The 17,024-nt window shown below is 45.9% G+C and carries 13 protein-coding genes; 10 read left to right on the top strand and 3 right to left on the bottom strand.

Annotated elements, in window-relative coordinates; genetic code table 11:
* Positions 1-52 precede the first annotated feature (52 nt).
* Complete coding sequence (locus MHI15_RS12340; protein WP_341164455.1) at positions 53-2,278, top strand: MMPL family transporter; 2,226 nt, start codon at positions 53-55, stop codon at positions 2,276-2,278.
* A gap of 442 nt (positions 2,279-2,720) precedes the next feature.
* On the opposite strand, the gene MHI15_RS12335 is transcribed toward MHI15_RS12340, so the two are convergent.
* The 3 genes from MHI15_RS12335 to MHI15_RS12325 all read right to left on the bottom strand — a co-directional run bounded on the left by MHI15_RS12335 (position 2,721) and on the right by MHI15_RS12325 (position 6,390).
* Positions 2,721-3,032, bottom strand: a complete 312-nt coding sequence (locus tag MHI15_RS12335) for an antibiotic biosynthesis monooxygenase (protein ID WP_076179209.1) — start codon at positions 3,030-3,032, stop codon at positions 2,721-2,723.
* 942 nt (positions 3,033-3,974) lie between these two features.
* Positions 3,975-4,694: a 3-ketoacyl-ACP reductase gene (locus tag MHI15_RS12330; RefSeq protein WP_036681981.1), complete on the bottom strand. Its 720-nt coding sequence runs from the start codon at positions 4,692-4,694 to the stop codon at positions 3,975-3,977.
* A gap of 148 nt (positions 4,695-4,842) precedes the next feature.
* Positions 4,843-6,390, bottom strand: coding sequence for an FAD-dependent oxidoreductase (locus tag MHI15_RS12325; protein ID WP_341164454.1), 1,548 nt, complete (start codon positions 6,388-6,390; stop codon positions 4,843-4,845).
* A gap of 159 nt (positions 6,391-6,549) precedes the next feature.
* Between MHI15_RS12325 and MHI15_RS12320 the strand changes: the two genes are divergently transcribed.
* The 9 genes from MHI15_RS12320 to MHI15_RS12280 all read left to right on the top strand — a co-directional run bounded on the left by MHI15_RS12320 (position 6,550) and on the right by MHI15_RS12280 (position 16,696).
* Positions 6,550-7,908: a spore germination protein gene (locus MHI15_RS12320; RefSeq protein WP_076123985.1), complete on the top strand. Its 1,359-nt coding sequence runs from the start codon at positions 6,550-6,552 to the stop codon at positions 7,906-7,908.
* Entirely contained in the window at positions 7,908-9,008 is a 1,101-nt protein-coding gene (locus MHI15_RS12315; RefSeq protein ID WP_076123983.1) for a GerAB/ArcD/ProY family transporter, read from the top strand. The genes MHI15_RS12320 and MHI15_RS12315 overlap by 1 nt, the downstream gene beginning before the upstream one ends.
* The gene (locus MHI15_RS12310) at positions 9,005-10,102 is read left to right on the top strand and encodes a Ger(x)C family spore germination protein (protein WP_076191747.1); all 1,098 of its coding nucleotides are present in this window, start codon (positions 9,005-9,007) and stop codon (positions 10,100-10,102) included. The genes MHI15_RS12315 and MHI15_RS12310 overlap by 4 nt, the downstream gene beginning before the upstream one ends.
* A 91-nt stretch (positions 10,103-10,193) precedes the next feature.
* Positions 10,194-10,589 carry a Fur family transcriptional regulator gene (locus MHI15_RS12305; RefSeq protein ID WP_076123979.1) on the top strand — a complete coding sequence of 132 codons (396 nt, stop codon included), beginning with the start codon at positions 10,194-10,196 and terminating at the stop codon, positions 10,587-10,589.
* Between the two features lie 229 nt (positions 10,590-10,818).
* Complete coding sequence (locus MHI15_RS12300) at positions 10,819-12,822, top strand: methyl-accepting chemotaxis protein (RefSeq protein WP_341164453.1); 2,004 nt, start codon at positions 10,819-10,821, stop codon at positions 12,820-12,822.
* Positions 12,823-12,925: 103 nt separating this feature from the next.
* On the top strand, positions 12,926-13,738 hold the full coding sequence (locus MHI15_RS12295; protein WP_341164452.1) for a uroporphyrinogen-III synthase: 813 nt from the start codon (positions 12,926-12,928) through the stop codon (positions 13,736-13,738).
* Between the two features lie 205 nt (positions 13,739-13,943).
* Positions 13,944-14,582, top strand: a complete 639-nt coding sequence (locus MHI15_RS12290) for a ThuA domain-containing protein (RefSeq protein ID WP_076123974.1) — start codon at positions 13,944-13,946, stop codon at positions 14,580-14,582.
* A 98-nt stretch (positions 14,583-14,680) separates the two neighbouring features.
* A complete protein-coding gene (locus MHI15_RS12285) occupies positions 14,681-15,028 on the top strand; it encodes a phasin family protein (protein WP_036681962.1) in 348 nt (115 codons plus the stop codon).
* A complete protein-coding gene (locus tag MHI15_RS12280; protein ID WP_076182022.1) occupies positions 15,029-16,696 on the top strand; it encodes an ABC1 kinase family protein in 1,668 nt (555 codons plus the stop codon).
* Positions 16,697-17,024: the final 328 nt, after the last annotated feature.

Genomic DNA, 17,024 nt, shown 5'->3' with positions numbered 1-17,024 from the left:
GAATAAAAAATGACCCGCGGCTCATTTTTAAGGCTGCAAGGTAAAGGAGAGGATGAAGGGAATGTCAGGCTACGGAAAATGGGTGGCAGGAAAAAAGACGAAGTGGATTACTCTTCTCGTATGGATAGTGCTTGTAGGTGCACTTACCCTGTTATGGCCTGCAGTGAATTCTCAGGTTGCTAATAATGCGCCTAACCTCCCAGATGATTCACAATCGGTACAGGCAGCAGCTATTGCAGAGCAAGAATTCCCTAGTGGAAGTGGAGTGCCGGCGCTGCTCGTATGGCATAGAGAAGGTGGGCTTTCACAAGATGATTTAGTACATATCACTGCTGTGTACAAGAAGTTGGAGCAGCAACCATTGCCCCATCAGAATTTTGTTCCCCCATTAGGACAACTGCCGCCACAGGCATTACAAGCCTCGTTATCTGAGGATCTTAGCACGCTGGTAACCCCGGTGCTTTTTGATAAAACGGCAGATAGTGATCAGCTCGGTGAAGCTGTGACAGAAATGAAGAAGATCATAAACACAGAGACGGGTGGAGACCCCTCCGCGGCTAAGGTAGATGGAAAAGACCTGAGTTTACGTGTTACGGGTCCAGTGGGCATCTCTATAGATGCTTCAGGCCTGTTTCAGAACGCAGACGTTTCCTTGTTAATTGCTACGGTTATGCTTGTGCTGGTGTTCTTATTGGTGATTTATCGTTCACCGATCTTGGCTTTTATTCCACTTATTGCGGTTGGATTCGCTTATGGTGTGACTAGTCCGATTCTTGGAAAAATGGCACAAGAAGGCTGGATCACAGTAGATTCACAGGCTGTCTCGATTATGACTGTTTTGCTATTCGGAGCTGGTACGGACTATTGCCTGTTCCTGATCTCACGGTTCCGGCAGTTGTTGAAGGTAGAAGAGAGTAAGAGTCGTGCGCTTCTTCGCTCCATTACCGAATCTTCAGGCGCCATTGCTATGAGTGGCTTCACCGTCGTGCTCGCGCTGTTTGCGCTATTGCTGGCTAAGTATGGAGCTTATCATCGATTTGCCGTTCCATTCAGCGTATCTATCTTCATCATGGGAATTGCCAGTCTAACTCTCGTACCAGCACTGCTGGCAATCTTCGGAAGGACCTCGTTCTTCCCATTCATTCCGCGCACACCGCAAATGGAGGTAGAACGGGCTAAGGCTAAAGGCAAACCTGTTCCTGAACTCAAGGTTTCCCGTAAAAAGGGTATTGGCGGCTTGGTAGTAACCCGGCCATGGGCTATCGTGGGTGTGACCGTTATCGGACTGGGGATTCTGGCTTCATTCTCCAGTGGCATCAAATTTACCTATGATATCTTATCCTCTTTTCCTAAAAATATGGAGTCCCGCGAAGGTTTCGACCTTATTGGCAAACAGTTCTCTCCCGGAGAATTGGCTCCAGCGAAGCTGATTATTGATACCCAAGGAAAAGCAAGCGGAGAGGATCTAAAGGTCATTCTTGGCGGACTCACCTATGTGGACACGGTTTCCGATCCGCAGCAGGGGGCAGTAAACAAAGATATTGTTGGTTTTGATATTGAATTTAAAAGCAATCCTTACTCACTAGAAGCGATGGGGCATATTCCCATCCTTCTTGATACCGCAGAGCAGGCATTAATCGATGTAGACGTTGCGAACCCTGCGGATCACGTGTGGGTAAGCGGACAGACGGCGACACAGCACGACACTAAAGAGATTGGGGATCGGGACACCGATCTGATTATCCCCGTAGTCATCGGAATGATCACCGTACTGTTGTTGATATATCTGCGTTCAATAGTGGCCACCATCTATCTGGTCGGCACCGTTATTCTCTCCTTTTTCTCAGCGCTTGGCTTAGGCTGGATTATCATTCACTATGTGATGGGAGCAGATGCTATTCAGGGAGCGATCCCACTGTATTCCTTTGTTTTCTTGGTGGCACTTGGAGAAGACTACAACATCTTCATGATCTCGAATATCTGGAAAAAGCGTAAAACCATGCCGCTTAAGCAGGCTATCGCGGAAGGAGTGAATGAGACCAGCTCGGTAATTACCTCTGCCGGCCTCATTCTGGCAGGTACATTTGCTGTATTGGCAAGTTTGCCGATTCAGGTGCTTGTGCAGTTCGGTATCATCACCGCTCTTGGTGTTCTGCTGGATACCTTCGTGGTTCGGCCGTTTCTTGTACCAGCTATTACAACGCTCTTTGGCCGTTGGTCGTTCTGGCCGGGTAAACATCAAGAGGTGGAGACCCCTCAGCCAGATGTAAGTAAATAATGAGTTTATAAACAAACAGGGATGTCTCAGAGCCATATTGGCTCCGGACATCCCTGTTTGTTTTAGGCTTGGGCACAGGACATCGCTGGATAATAGCGCTGCTTGTACCAACTAACTGAACAGTATCTATTAGGCTAATCAATCAGTCAGCTGGACGATAATTACTCTAAGTTTTTACTGTAGCAATTAGCATTTAGAAGCGATAACTGTGTTAATTAGCGGCTGATTGTCTTAGCCCAGTGGTAGAAGACAATTAGCGTGCTGCATTGGCTAGCCCAGTGGTAAAAGACAATTAGGTGGCTGCATCAATAATAGTTAATTAGCTCGTATCACCGGTTACCTAGCAGTAATAGTCAATTAGTTAACTGTACTTATCGGGCTACCATTCCGTACACACTGCTGGTTCAATCTAGCTACTGCTCTGTTTGGGTGGTCCAAATCCTTAGTTACTGGGCGTGCGGCTGATCATTAGTTCATATTTATCGATGGAAGCACCCAGGATTGCGTCATTACCACCAGCACCACGGTGCGACTGACGGAAGGACTCGCTGGAGGTCCAGCCTTTGAATGCATCCTCATTCTCCCATACGGTGCAGATTTTTAATTCCTCGACACCTTCCTTGGCATTTCCACGCCAAACCTCCATACGTACAAACCCTGGCATATCCTGCACACCATTATTTCCTCCGAAACGTTGAGCAATAGCTTCGCCATGGCCTTCTTTTACTTTAATAGTATTAGTTACTACCAGCATGATAGATAAACCTCCGATCAGAAAGTTAGTATATTTTTCAGGACATTGTGAATCGAAATAATATAACATGGGAACCTCGAAAATTAGCCAATATCTCAAGGTAACATCGTGATTTTCAACTTACAAAATAAAAGACCATCCCACAAGAAACAAGAGTGCGGGCGTTTAATTGCACTTTGTACACTTAAATTATCCGTCACACCAGAAACGATCGAATAAGTGTATTCTCTGCAACTAATTTATGCGAATCTGGTGAATCGCCGAGATTAGCCTTCTTTTAACTGTATAGAGTGCAATTAAAGTATGATTTCTCCTCTAATTGCGCTGAATAGATGTACAAAGTGCAACTATTATCTATTTAAACGTTAAGTATTGTGCAAACTCAGGTACCTGCGAAAAATCAAAGTGTCTACTGCAAGTAAAGTGGCTATAGCAAGTTAAAGTAACTACTGCACGTTAAAGTAACTACCGCAAGTAAAGTGCCACCTTAACCGTAATGTTACTCTAAGCCAAAGTGCCAACCCAACTCCAAAGTTTTTACTCAAAACCACCATTACAGCTAGCACCTAATTCCAGTCCCAGTTCCCTAATAAAGCCCCCAAATGAAGTTGCATTGCAGAATGTGCAACAGAATAGCCTGAATGTTATCTGAATAAGGCAGTCTGTTGCATTCTGTACAATAGAATCAAGCCCAAATCGCCTAAAAGGAGGGGAGCCACTAAACTGATTGCACCACGTGCACGTGCAATCACCCAAGGTTTCGCCCTCAACTAGAGGGATTCAATTGCACAAAGTGCAATTAGAAAACGGAGTAGAGCAATCCTGAAGCGTTATCCCGCACCACGTGCAATCACCCAAGGCCTCACCCTCGTCTAGAGCGATTCTATTGCACAACGTGCAATCACCCCAGATCACCCGGCTCCCCCCGCGTCCAGCGCGATTTTATTGCGGATTGGTGGTCCATAGTCCTGCTGTTTTTAGGAAGACGCGATCCGGCAGCTTCAAAGCTGTCAGTGCCAATTCAGCAACATCTTCAGGTTGCATCATGCGGTCTTCGTCACCGATTTTAAGTCCAGCATTGGAAGCTAGGCCAGTGTTGACGGTGCTTGGAGTCAAGGCTACGACGCGAATATTGTGTTTGCGCACTTCTTGTGCGAGGGCTTCGGTCATGCCCATGAGAGCGAACTTGGACGCGCAATAAGCAGAGCCTGTCGCGAAGCCACGTTCTCCGGCTGTGGATGAAATATTGATGATATTTCCGCCATTTTTCTCAATCATCGCAGGCAGTGCAGCACGAGTTACGTAATAAGTACCGTAAAGATTAACTTGGATGTGGCGCTCCCAGTCTGCAGGATCCATTTCTACTAAAGTGCCGAATTTTGCGATCCCGGCATTGTTGATTAATGCATCAAATGCTCCAAGCTCATTTTGCAGGGAAGCAACAGCACGTTCAGCTTCTTCGCGTACGGCGATATCGGCCACGGCAATGCTGACTTTAACGTCATATACTTCCGTTAAGGCTGATTTTAACGCTTCGAGATCACCTGAAGTTCTGGAGATCAGGCCTAAATTAGCACCTTCCTTAGCCAGTGCCATTGCCAAGGCTTTTCCGATCCCTTTGCCTGCACCAGTAATTACAACACTCTTTCCTCTCAAATCCATCTCTATCGTCACTCTCCTTCAAACTTTTTTGAAGCAGCTGCTTCATTCAAGTCTTATTATACCTGAATGCTATAGGGCAATTACAATCGCCCCTTAGAAAAGGGACTGCAAATTTTCATGAAGCCGAACTGCCTTTTCATGAAAAGTATTATTCATGGAGTTTCGTCAGCGGTACCGAAGCTGGGCCCTCTAAAACCTCGCCATCGTAGGAGAAGCGGGAACCATGGCAAGGGCAATCCCAAGAACGATCCCCGTTGTTCCATTCGCATTCACAGCCCATATGGGTACAGGTTCTATCCACCAGATGAAGTTTACCTTCTGGATCCTTATAAGCTCCCACACGTTTGCCATCATGGAACACAACGGCTCCTTCGTCAGCTTCCAAATCAGTTGTCTTTTTATGGACGATTTCCACTTTGCCCGCCACGAGCTCTTTTGCCACATTGGCATTTTGCACGATGAAGTTTTTTAGACTGGTGCCAGCTTTGAAGCGGGACGGATCGTACAATTCGGTATACGGATTATCTTTGCGCTGAATCTGATCCGAGATGATCTGTGCGGCCAGCGTACCGCTTGTCATGCCCCATTTTCCAAAACCTGTGGCGATATAAATCTCTTCGTTGTCCGAAATCTTGCCGATGTAGGGCACTCTGTCTAGGGTGATTAAATCCTGTGCTGCCCAGCGGTAAGGGATTGTTTTGATGCCGAGCAGATTTCCTGCGAATAGCTCCAAATTCTCATAATGTCCTATCGTACAGATGCCCTGGCCTGTCTTATGGTTGTCTCCCCCGACAATGACCAGATTCCTGCCTTCCCACTCTACTGCACGAAGAGAACGGGTGGGTTCGCTTGCACTTAGATACATTCCACCCTCAAAATCCGTTTCAGGCTGGATCGCCAGACAGTAGGAACTTTCAGCATGCAGCCGCGAGAAATATAGTGCTCCTCCATCGTAGAATGGGAAATGAGAAGCTGAAACGGCGTAGCGGCAGGTGATCCGATGCTCGTCCTTTTCAGTAAAAAGCGTAAGCTTATCGTTCTTCTCCACCTTATCCGCCATCATCGTATGCTCATAGATTACGCCACCTTTATCCTGAATGACCTTCAGTAGCCCCTTCAGATATTGCAGCGGGTGAAAGCGGGCTTGTCCTGGTAATTTAATGGCACCACTGGCCATCAGAGGGATAGAGACGTTATCTAGCCATTCTCCGGGCAGACCCAATTGTTCATAGGCTTTATACTCTTCCTCCAGTTGTTTAAGCGTTTTATGATCTTCAGCATCCGCGTACAGAAAAGCCGCCTCATGTTTCATGCCGCAGGATACTTCAAGTTCCTCAGCCGTATTCTGGATCCAATTCATAGCCTCGCTGTTCGAGCGATAATAGAGCCGGGCTTGCTCCTGCCCAAAATGCTTTATCAAATGATGATAGATTAACCCGTGCTGTGCTGAGATTTTTGCACTGGTAAAACCCGTAGTGCCACTCAGAATTTCTCCGGCTTCTAAGAGCGTGACTTTGTAGCCTGCGTTGCTGAGGAGATAGGCTGTTGTAATGCCTGTAATTCCACCGCCTACCACTGCCACATCTGTAGAAATATCTTCAGCCAGCTTTGGAAAAGCCGGTAAATCCGTGGTATCTCTCCATAATGATTCCGGAAATTGTGGAAGACTTTGCGTTATCTTACGGTTTGGGTCCATCTATTATCCCTCCATCTTTACAATCTTCATCTCATTTATTACCACAGTCCTGTGAAAAGAAACTTCCCATTCCATCGTGCTGTGCATGAATTCAGAGAAACAGTGCCAAAATAAGGTGGAAACTGGGACGTAAAGGATAAATAGGAGGGATGATGTTCCATGTCAGTTCAACAGGATAAGGACAATATTTCTCTGGAATGGATCAAAGATCAGCTGAACGGGTTCGCGGATTTAATCGATAAAACAAGCGTTGCCCCTTTTGGGCAAATCAACCTGCTCTATATCAAAAGTGTTACAGATGCGCAGACACTCAGCCGCCACGTGATTGCGCCGTTTTATGAAATGGAGAGTATTAGCGCTTATCAGGATTACATTATGACTTATCCGGGCACTGAAGAGGCGACTACGAGAGAGAAGGCGATCGACCTTTTGCTCAGTGGTTATGTGCTTCTGGGTATAAAAGATGTGATATATTTCTTCGATGCTATGAGTACGGAGAGCAGCGGTGTTAGTGAAACGTCTGCCGAAAGTATTTCACAGGGGCCGTCAGATGCACTGACAGAGGATATAGCGATTAATTTGAACATGATTCGGCGGCGTTATCAATCGACTAATCTCAAAATGGAGACCATGGTCATCGGCGATGTCTCTAAAACAAAGATAGCTATTTTATACGATGACAGTCGTGTTGACCATAACGTTTTAAAAGAATTAAGGGAGAAGATGGGAACGCTAAAGGTTGATATTTTGCAGGCTACAGGAGAGCTTGAGAAGTTTATAAGCAGTGACAAATTAAGAATACTCCCTAAGTCCATCATCACCGAAAGACCGGATAGAGTGGTGTTTAATTTGTCTGAAGGAAAAGTAGCGATAGTGCTGGATACAACCGGTTATGCGATAGTGCTGCCTTCTATTTTTAATGATTTCTTTACATCCATGGATGATAAAATACAATTTCCTATCGTGGGGCGATTCCTAAAGCTGCTTCGGATTATCGGTGTGTGCATGACGTTGTGGCTGCCTGCGCTCTATGTAACACTCACCTCGTATAACCCAGAGATTATTCGTGTGCAGATTGCCTTGCTTATTGCGGGCAGTCGTGCGACTGTGCCTTATCCTTCTTTTGTGGAAGTGCTTTTAATGCTCATGATGATGGAGTTTCTGACTGAGGCGAGCTTACGGCTCCCCAAGGCAATTGGTCCAACGGCCACGACGGTAGGGGGGCTTATCTTGGGGCAGGCAGCGACGGCAGCAGGACTTGTAGGAAATATCATGATCATATTGGTTTCTGCTGTTGCGATATCTAATTTTCTAATTCCGCTGAATATGATGAGCTTGTCCATACGAGTGCTGAAGTATATTTTTCTAATTGCCGCAGCTTTTTTAGGATTGGTTGGGGTAGTAGTCTGTGTCGTGGGATTCGCAATGTATTTATGCAAACAGCGTACCTTCGGACAACCTTATTTCAGATTGTTTTTTCTCGATAATCTCGGCAAGAAGAAGGGTGGAGAGCATTGATGGCCAAAAGCCGTTATTTCTACTGTCTTTTTCTGATGAACAGCCTGATCAACATCATTAATTTTGTTCCAAGGGAACTAATAGACAGACGTTTTGGTGGCGCTTTGATGTCCATACTAATCGGAACGATTTTGGGCACTTTGTTTGTCTATATATTTACTGTACTGATTGCTAAATTCCCCGGCAAGGGGTTCCCGGAAATATTTGACTCTTTGCTTCCTAAGAAGTTATCCAGAATCTTACTGGTCCTTTTTGCTGGCTTATGGTGTGTGGCCGGGGGAGTTACATTGCTTTCTTTTGTAGATATTACGCTGCGGTTTATCAGTCCGGATTCGAGTCCTTATACGGTTGTGATCAGTTTTTTAGTCTTGGTCTGCATCTGCTGTCGCTTCGATTCTCTATCACTCTTGTACGGGCTTGAAATCATTCTCAGCGTATCCTTACCTTTAATTATTTATGGCCTCGTAAAAGCATTGACCAATCCGGACTTTAATTGGGATTCTGTTCTGCAGGTCACTACATACTTCTGGCATAAGCCGGACCTAATGAGCCTTGCGGCGGCTACCTTTTCGTTTAGCGGTTACTTAAACCTGGCCATATTTAATCGGGTATTTCATGGGCTGAAGCTGAAGCATGTCTGGATTTTAGGGGTGGAGGGTCTTTTCGTATTACTCTTGACTTTTTTAGTTCCCATCGGCTATTTCGGAACCGTTGCTATTGATAGACATGTGTATACATGGTTCTCGACGGCCGACAGTATTCGGATGGAATCCTTTATTATTGAACGGATGCTGTTTATTTTTTATTTTGCCTATTTAAGTTTATCTCTGGTGAGTGTAATCGTTCATTGGCATGGAGGTTTAGAGCTTTTTAAAGGTGCTCTTTCATCTGCAAAAAAACAGTCCCCAAAAGCAGAGCGCTGGAAAGAGTGGGGGATCCTAGGCTTGTTTAGCGCGATGGTTCTGTCCTTAATGGGGCAGGATCAGTATCAACTTAATATGTTTGGTGCCTGGTTTCTGCAAATTCGCTGGTTTGGTGAGATGTTCATCATCGCTCTGTTGTTTTATTGTTATCGCAAAGCTAGGAGGGGGAAGCTATGAGAAGAGTACTTGCTGGAATTGGAATTACCTTGCTCCTTCTTCTTCCCGGTTGTGACTTCAAGGAGATTGATTTGCGGATTTTCGTGTTAGCGATCGGCGTTGACCAAGGTACAGAAGCAGGGAATTTTAAGATTAGTTTGAAGCTTGCCATCCCTCAGGGGGATGTTACTAAGATTGATGAGAAGATGCAAATCTTGACTGAGGAGTCTCCAAGCATTTCGGAAGCCCTCCGTAGAATGAAATCCAGAGTGGAAAAGGAGCTTGATTACTCCCATTGTAAATCAATTGTTTTGGGGGAAGGGGTTGCCCGTGAAGATATTCTCCATGTTATGGATTGGGCTGTGCGACGTAGAGATATCCAGCTTATTGTCAATTTTGCAATAGGGCGTCCGGAAGCACTTCAAGTGCTGAAGGTAAGACCCGAATCGGAGCGGATCCCATCGAATTCTCTTATTCTGGCTATGAGTGGACAAGGCACAGAGTCTCCATTTATTTCTAGTGTGTATTCCTTTCAGCTGATGAGAAATATCTTTGAGGAGGGGATTGATCCAATCCTGCCGATTATTGAGGCCAAAGGGGATAAGGAGTTTTTAATTGATAAAATTGCTCTGCTGAATAATGAGAAAATCAAAATGGTTCTTACCCCAAATGAGACCCGGCTATATAATCTGCTGTCACGCCCGAATCTGCGGACTAACTTACCCGCCCATTCCGAGGGAATTATGTTTCAATATTACACAGAGAGGTCATCCTCGCACTATAAAATCGTAACACCAGAGCATGGGAAAGCTACTATTCGTTATCATATTAAGATAAAAGGTATTCTCGAAGAGAGTAGTAGCCCAGATCTGGTGACACATCACATGTTGAAGAAGATCCAGGAAGCCGGGGAAAAGGAATTGGAAGCGGATATCTTAGCATTGCTGACCAAAATACAAGCCAGTGGCTTAGATCCCTTGGGTTGGGGGCTGCATTATGGAGCAAGGCATTTTAATAACGATACGGAAATGAAAGTGTGGAAGGAGCTCTATTCTAAACTTGATTTCCAAGTGAAGGCTGATGTAAACATTAAATATTCAGGAATGATTAGGTAGCTTGTAAAGTAACATGTGGATAAAAATGGGATTGACGTTCCCATTCACAAGATTTATACTTGATCTAAAAATAAGTTAGAGGATGATAGGAATGAAAAGTCTAAATTTGACCTCCCAACGTCAAGCCGTTTACGATATCGTCCTTAATTCACATGACCATCCTACTGCTGCGGAAGTAATGAATCGGCTAGTAGAGCAGGGACATAGCTTAGCATACGGTACGGTATATAACTCTCTGCGTTATCTTTCAGATAAACAAATGATTCGTGAGCTTAAGCTTGGTGAAGCTGCCAGCAGATATGACGCACGTATGGATGATCACCAGCATATCATTTGTGAAGTTTGTGGAGCAGTGGATGAGGTTATGAATCAAGTTCCGCGTGAATGGATGAATACAGTGGCCAAGGATACCGGTTATACCATTGGTCATGCTCATGTAGTATTCGGGGGCGTCTGCCCAAACTGTAAGAACAAAAAGAATAATTAGGATAGAGGTGCCGGAGCCTGTGCTGCGGTAATAATATGTATATCCGGAGAGACCGCTTTCATTGAGGCGGCCTTTTTTGTTGCATTTATATGACAATTCTCAAAAAAAATGAGAAAAACAAAGAAAGATAGGAGGAAAATCGGTTCCTAAAACAGATTTTAAATTATATATTAAGTCTGGTAAATGTATCCTTGCCTAAGACTCAGATGAGAGAGAGATGATGACGTCTATGAAAAAAAATGCGGGTATGACTATCCGTACCAAGTTAATTCTTACATACCTAATAATACTGCTGCTGCCCAGTATTATAATAGGCTGGCGAACCTATCAAGCTGCCAGCCAGGAAGTGGAAGATCAACTGGTGAACAATGCTACCGAAAGTGTGTTGGCCGTAAATGAAATCATTAACTCTAATATTCAATCCAAAATAGATGCGATTTCTTATTTTGCCGCGGAGTTTTCATCTGAGGGGATCAACAGTGAGGGATCTGGGGGGACTTCCTCTGCTGTAAAAGCCAGACTGAAGGAATATGTGGCGCTGCATCCGGATGTACTGGACATTTATGTGGGTACAAGCAACGGCAAGGCTATTCATGCTTTAGATGCTAAGCTGCCAGAGGGTTATGATCCAAGGCAGGAAAGCGCCTATATTAATTCTCTGAAGCAAGGAAAAGGGGCAGTGATTTCTCCGGCTTTTCAAACCGTAAATAAGCAAACCGCGATTGCGATATCAACGGTTCTTAAGGGCGGTGATGGGGTGATCACAATGAATCTTAACCTGTCTACTTTAGGGGAGCTGACCTCAATTAAGGTAGGCAAGGAAGGTTATATCCTCATCGTTGATAACAGCAAGAAGTTTCTAGTTCATCCTACAGAAGCTATCGGGCAGGAATCGTCTGATGATTTTGTTAAGAAAATGTTCGAGAAAGAACAAGGGGTCTTCGATTATGTCTTCAAGGATACGTCCAAAAAGATGACCTTTATGGTCAATGAACTGACGGGTTGGAGAATCGGAGGTACGATCAGCATTGACGAGGTTAACTCAGCAACTAGTGGAATCCGCGATACAGCTCTGCTTGTTATTGTAGTTTCCGTTCTGCTTGCGCTGGTTGTGATCTATTTTAATATTCAATCGATTTTGAGACCGCTTTTCCGGCTGCGGAAAGCAACTGCGGTGATAGCCAAAGGTGATCTGTCGGAAGACATGGGTGTTTTCCGTAAAGATGAAATAGGGCTGCTGGCAGAGAATTTTCAATTAATGGTGATCAGCTTGCGCGAGATGATCATTGGCGTGCAGGAGATGACAAGCAATGTCTCCTCCTCAGCGGAAGAACTGACGGCTAGTGCGGATCAGACTGCCCAAACGATTGAGCAGGTGACCATAGCGATTCAGGACGTAGCGGCAGGGACGGAGCGACAGGTGGTTAGTGTACGAAAAGGAATGGAGAGCACTGCCGCTACAGCTAGCGAGGTCGAGCAGATTTCCACATATATGGAGCAAGTATCCACAATGATGGACAAGACTTCACTCTCAGCATCAGAAGGCAATGATTCGGTTATCAGCGTGGTGGACAAAATCAATGGTATCCATGAAACGGTCGGAGAGCTGGGCAGTGTAATTGACAAGCTGAATGAAAGAACCAGTCAAATTGAGGGCATTGTTGGTGTCATCACCGGGATTGCCCGCCAGACCAACCTGCTGGCCCTCAATGCTTCCATTGAGGCAGCCAGAGCCGGGGAACAAGGGCGTGGATTTGCGGTGGTTGCTGCCGAGGTGCGTAAGCTGGCAGAGGAATCAGAGAGATCCGCACATTTGATTGCCGAACAGATTACCGCTATTAATAGTGAAATGCTGCTGGTAACTCATACGATGGAAGACACCAGACAGCGCGTATCCGAAGGTATTGAGGCTGTGGATACTTCCGGACGTTCTTTCTCCCGTATCCGAAGAGCAGTAAAGAGTGCCGCGGAGAAGATTGAAGCCATGGGTGGGGTTGTGCAGACTTTATTGGTGGAATCTAATGATATGGAGAAGGCTATTGGGGAAATTCGCGGCATATCGGAAGAGGCGGCTGTGAATACGGAGACTATCGCAACTGCCGCACAAGAGCAGCTTGCTTCTGTAGAGGAGATGGCATCCTCGTCTACCGACCTTAGCCGTCTTGCAGAAGAACTGCAGAAGCTGGCGAGCCGCTTTAAGATAAACGCTTCTGGTAATAAGAATGATTTCTGATAGGAGAACCGTGCTTTTTATCTTCCCTTTTGAACTCCTTTGCAAGTATACTGATAAACAATAATGTTGGGTTAGGCAATGGAGAGAGGAGAGATAATAGGAAATGGCAGAGCAATTAAAAGGGATCACTGTCGCCTTGGCGGGTCCGCGCAAATCGGAAGAAATGGCCAAGCTGGTTCAGAATATGGGGGGGGCGGCAGTATGCCGGCCTGCTCAAGGGACTGTATTTCTTGATGACGAGGCCTTGCAGGAAGGTTTGAATGCATGGATCAATCAGCCTCCCTACTTGGCGATCCTGACTACAGGGATGGGACTTGATGCTCTCTTCGATATGGCTGAGCGAATGGGGATCGAAGAACGTTTCTTAGAAGTACTTTCTGATTCTATTATTGCCGCACGGGGTTATAAGACAGTGAATGCTTTGAAAAAAAGAGGACTTACGCCGGAGGTTCGTGACGACGACGGAAGTACAATCGGATTGATTCGTGGGCTTCAATCCCTGAATTTGCAAGGGAAAGAAGTCGTTCTTCAGCTGCACGGCGATCCAGCTCCTCATATGCTTGCATGGCTGCAGGAGGCTGGGGCTACTACCCGCCAAGTGCTGCCGTATCGCCATACCCCACCTGAGCCGGGCGAACTGGAAAGATTGCTTCTAGAAATCATATCAGGCAAAATTGATGCCGTGGCTTTTACGAGTGCACCACAGTTTCGTTTCCTCTGTCAATTTGCCCGGGAACAGGGAAAGCTGGAAGAAATGCTGAAGTCTTTCGAGGATAAAGTGCTTGCTGTTTCTGTAGGACGGATTACCTCTGAGGCGCTTAAAGAAGAGGGCGTACAGCGTATCATTATGCCTGAGCATGAACGGATGGGAAGCATGATTGTAGAGCTAGGCAAATATGTGGCGGCGAATCGCTAAGTCACAAGTTGCGTCAGCTTTACACGAATGACGTTATCGCACAGAAGCATTCCCGCCTGTTATCATGGCCGGGGATGCTTTTTTACCCGGAAAAATAAGCCCAAAGAGCAATATACCTGCCATCTGCATGGACATTCGCGGCAGTTTTCCTTAGAATATAGGCAACATGTGACGAATAATAACAACGAATAAGGAGGAGGATCCCATGGACAAGAGAAAATGTCTATTACTTGGTGATTACACCCATCCCCGGTTTCATCCACTTCAAGGAGTGGACCAACAAATTAGTGAGATCTTAAATGATTTATTAACCGTGCAATGTTCAGAAAATAAAAAATTAATGCGCATTGAGCATTTAGCAAGTTATGACCTATGTATTGCTTACAATGAATTGTGGAACGAAACAGTCTCCCCTCAACAAACGGCTGGTTTGCTCAGCTATGTAAGTGGAGGAGGCGGACTCATTGTTCTTCATACGGGAGCTTCGCTGACGAAACGTAACGAGCTTGCACAGCTAATCGGGGGTCGATTTAACGGACACACAGCTTACGAACCCCTGAACTTCAAAGTGCTAGAGCATGACATTACCGAAGGTGTGGAAGATTTCCAATTGGATGAGGAGCCCTATCATTTTGAATTTGACCCGTTCACAGAACGGACTATTCTACTTCAATATGAATCTGAGGGGCAATGGATTCCAGCTGCATGGTGCCATAGCTATGGTTTAGGACGAGTAGTATTCCTTATGCCTGGTCATCATGAACCTTCCTTCCGTCATCCGGCACTACGTAAACTAATTCTACAGGCGGCTACTTGGGCTGCCCGTATTCCGGTCACTAACTAAGCAATGTTGTGTTTTTTTTGAAATACGTACACAGTGGGGTATACTTTAATCATAAACTCCGTTATGTAATGAAACGGAATCTTTGGGAGGAAAGTGCCATGAGTGATTTGTTTAAAAAAGCGATCTCTTTAGGAGTGGGCCTCACCATTGTCAGTAAGGAAAAAGTAGAGAAGGTTGTTGAAGAACTAGTGAAACGCGGGGAGCTTGCTCCTTCGGAATCTAGGGCTCTCGTCGATCGGCTAATTGAACGTGGTGAGGAAGAACGAGGCATGTTCAAATCTGCTGTACAAGAGCAAGTACAACGCGTGCTGAAGGAAATGAATGTGCCTGTACAAAACGATATTGCCGAGCTGGAAGGGCGAATTGCAGTATTGGAGCGCCGGTTGGCCGAGCTAGAGGGAATTTCCCATCTAGAGGGAACATCGGCGGAAACGCGTTCGGACTAAATGGCAGTACGCATTAGACATGCCGGACGTTACCGGGCAATCGCCATGGCGCTTATGCGCCATGGTTTTGGCTATATGGTGGAAGAGCTGGGGCTCTATCACTTACTATCCCTTCCACGTCGTCTTGTAACGCAGGAAGCACACACAAGCCTTACGCTCGGGGAGCGGATTCGGCTGGTGCTGGAGGATTTGGGTCCAACCTTTATTAAGCTGGGACAACTCGCCAGTACCCGTTCAGATCTGCTGCCTGATTCTATTATTCAGGAATTGGTAAAACTACAGGATAATGTGCCTCCTTTTCCTGTCGACCGCGTGCGCGCGATCATTGAGCAGGAACTGGACCAGCATATGGATGAAATCTTTAATTCTTTTGAGGATACGCCACTTGCTGCGGCATCCATCGGTCAGGTGCATAGGGCTGTGCTTCACAGTGGACAAGTCGTAGCTGTTAAAGTTCAACGTCCTGGTATTCTGCGAACGATGAGCAGGGATTTGGAAATTCTCAAAGATTTAAGCATGCTTGCTGAAAAGCGGCTCGCTTGGGCGAGGCAATATCAGCTGTGCCGTATGGTAGAGGAGTTCTCGAAATCGCTGCTTGGCGAGCTGGATTACAGCCAAGAGGGGCGTAATGCAGAGAAAATCGATCAACAGATGGATTATGAGGGAGTGTACATCCCGGATATCTATTGGGACTATACGTCAACACGAGTGCTGACGATGGAATATGTGGTAGGGACAACACTGAGTCGTCGCGATGAGTTGCTGAGTAAAGGCGTTAAGCTTAAAGCCATTGCTCAGCAACTTGTGGAGATGATGCTTAGACAAATCTTCATTCATGGTTTTTTCCATGCTGATCCTCATCCGGGCAATGTTATACGGATGGGTGATGGAAAGCTGGCTTTGATTGATTTTGGCATGATGGGTCGGCTGAATGAGGAGATGAAGGAGCAGCTGTCTGCACTTATTATCGCTCTGATGCGCAAAAATACGGATGCAATGGTCCGGGCAATTTTGCGTCTTGGAGTCATTCCCGAGGATGCTGATCGAAGTGCGCTGCATGATGATATGGATCGGCTGCGGGATGAATATTATGATGTTCCATTTAGCAAAATGAGTATAGGCAAAGCCCTGAATGATCTGTTCGGCATAGCGCGAAAACACCGTCTAGTGCTGCCGCCGGATTTGACGATGTTAGGTAAGACAATGCTCACGCTGGAGGGAGTCATCAGCAACTTAGATCCAACCATCAGTATTTTGGAGATGGCGGAACCCTTTGGGCGGGAACTTGTGAAGCAGCGCTTTAGCGGCAGTCGATTGCAGCGTAAGTTCCTGGGAGGCGTAGCCGACTTAACAGAGAGTCTGCTGGAGCTTCCTGGGCAGGCTAAGCAGTTATCCGCGCTGATCAGTAAGGGAAAGATAAAGGTGGAGATTGTGGCACCTGAGATGCAGAATCTGGAGCGTAAGCTGGACCGGGTAGGTAACCGTTTAGCATTCAGTATTGTGATGCTCGCGTTTAGCATCATCATGACAGGACTCATTATTGGTACTGCGATGCGTGGACAGCCTTCAGTGTTATGGAATTTCCCTACAGTGGAGGTTGGCAGCGTAGTGGCTCTTCTGATGTTCTTGTGGCTGATCTATGCGATTTTTAAATCGGGAAGGTTCTAGCTTAAGGGATTTGAATAATTATTCTTCAGCAGTTTCACACAAATGCCTTTCTATCAAGTACAATATAAAAGATAACTTTCTAAGCTTAACTTTACTTCTATTGTATAAAGTGGAATGGAACGCAAATGGAGTGCCGTCTTAACGTCCGGTGGATCGCTGCTGCCCAGAAACCGAACTTTGACCGCACTCTTTTAACGGGTCAAGGGATACATGGGACGGAAGGATGCCGGTGACGGTGTTCTTCCGCTTTTGTTTGAATATAGCTGAATCTGAAGCATATGCCCCAGAACAGGACAGCCTATGCAGGCTGCCTCATACAGGGCTTTTG

This window comes from Paenibacillus sp. FSL H7-0918 (assembly GCF_038007025.1).
Taxonomy (GTDB): Bacteria; Bacillota; Bacilli; order Paenibacillales; family Paenibacillaceae; genus Paenibacillus_AQ; species Paenibacillus_AQ odorifer.
This window is presented reverse-complemented; position numbering and strand designations above follow the sequence as displayed.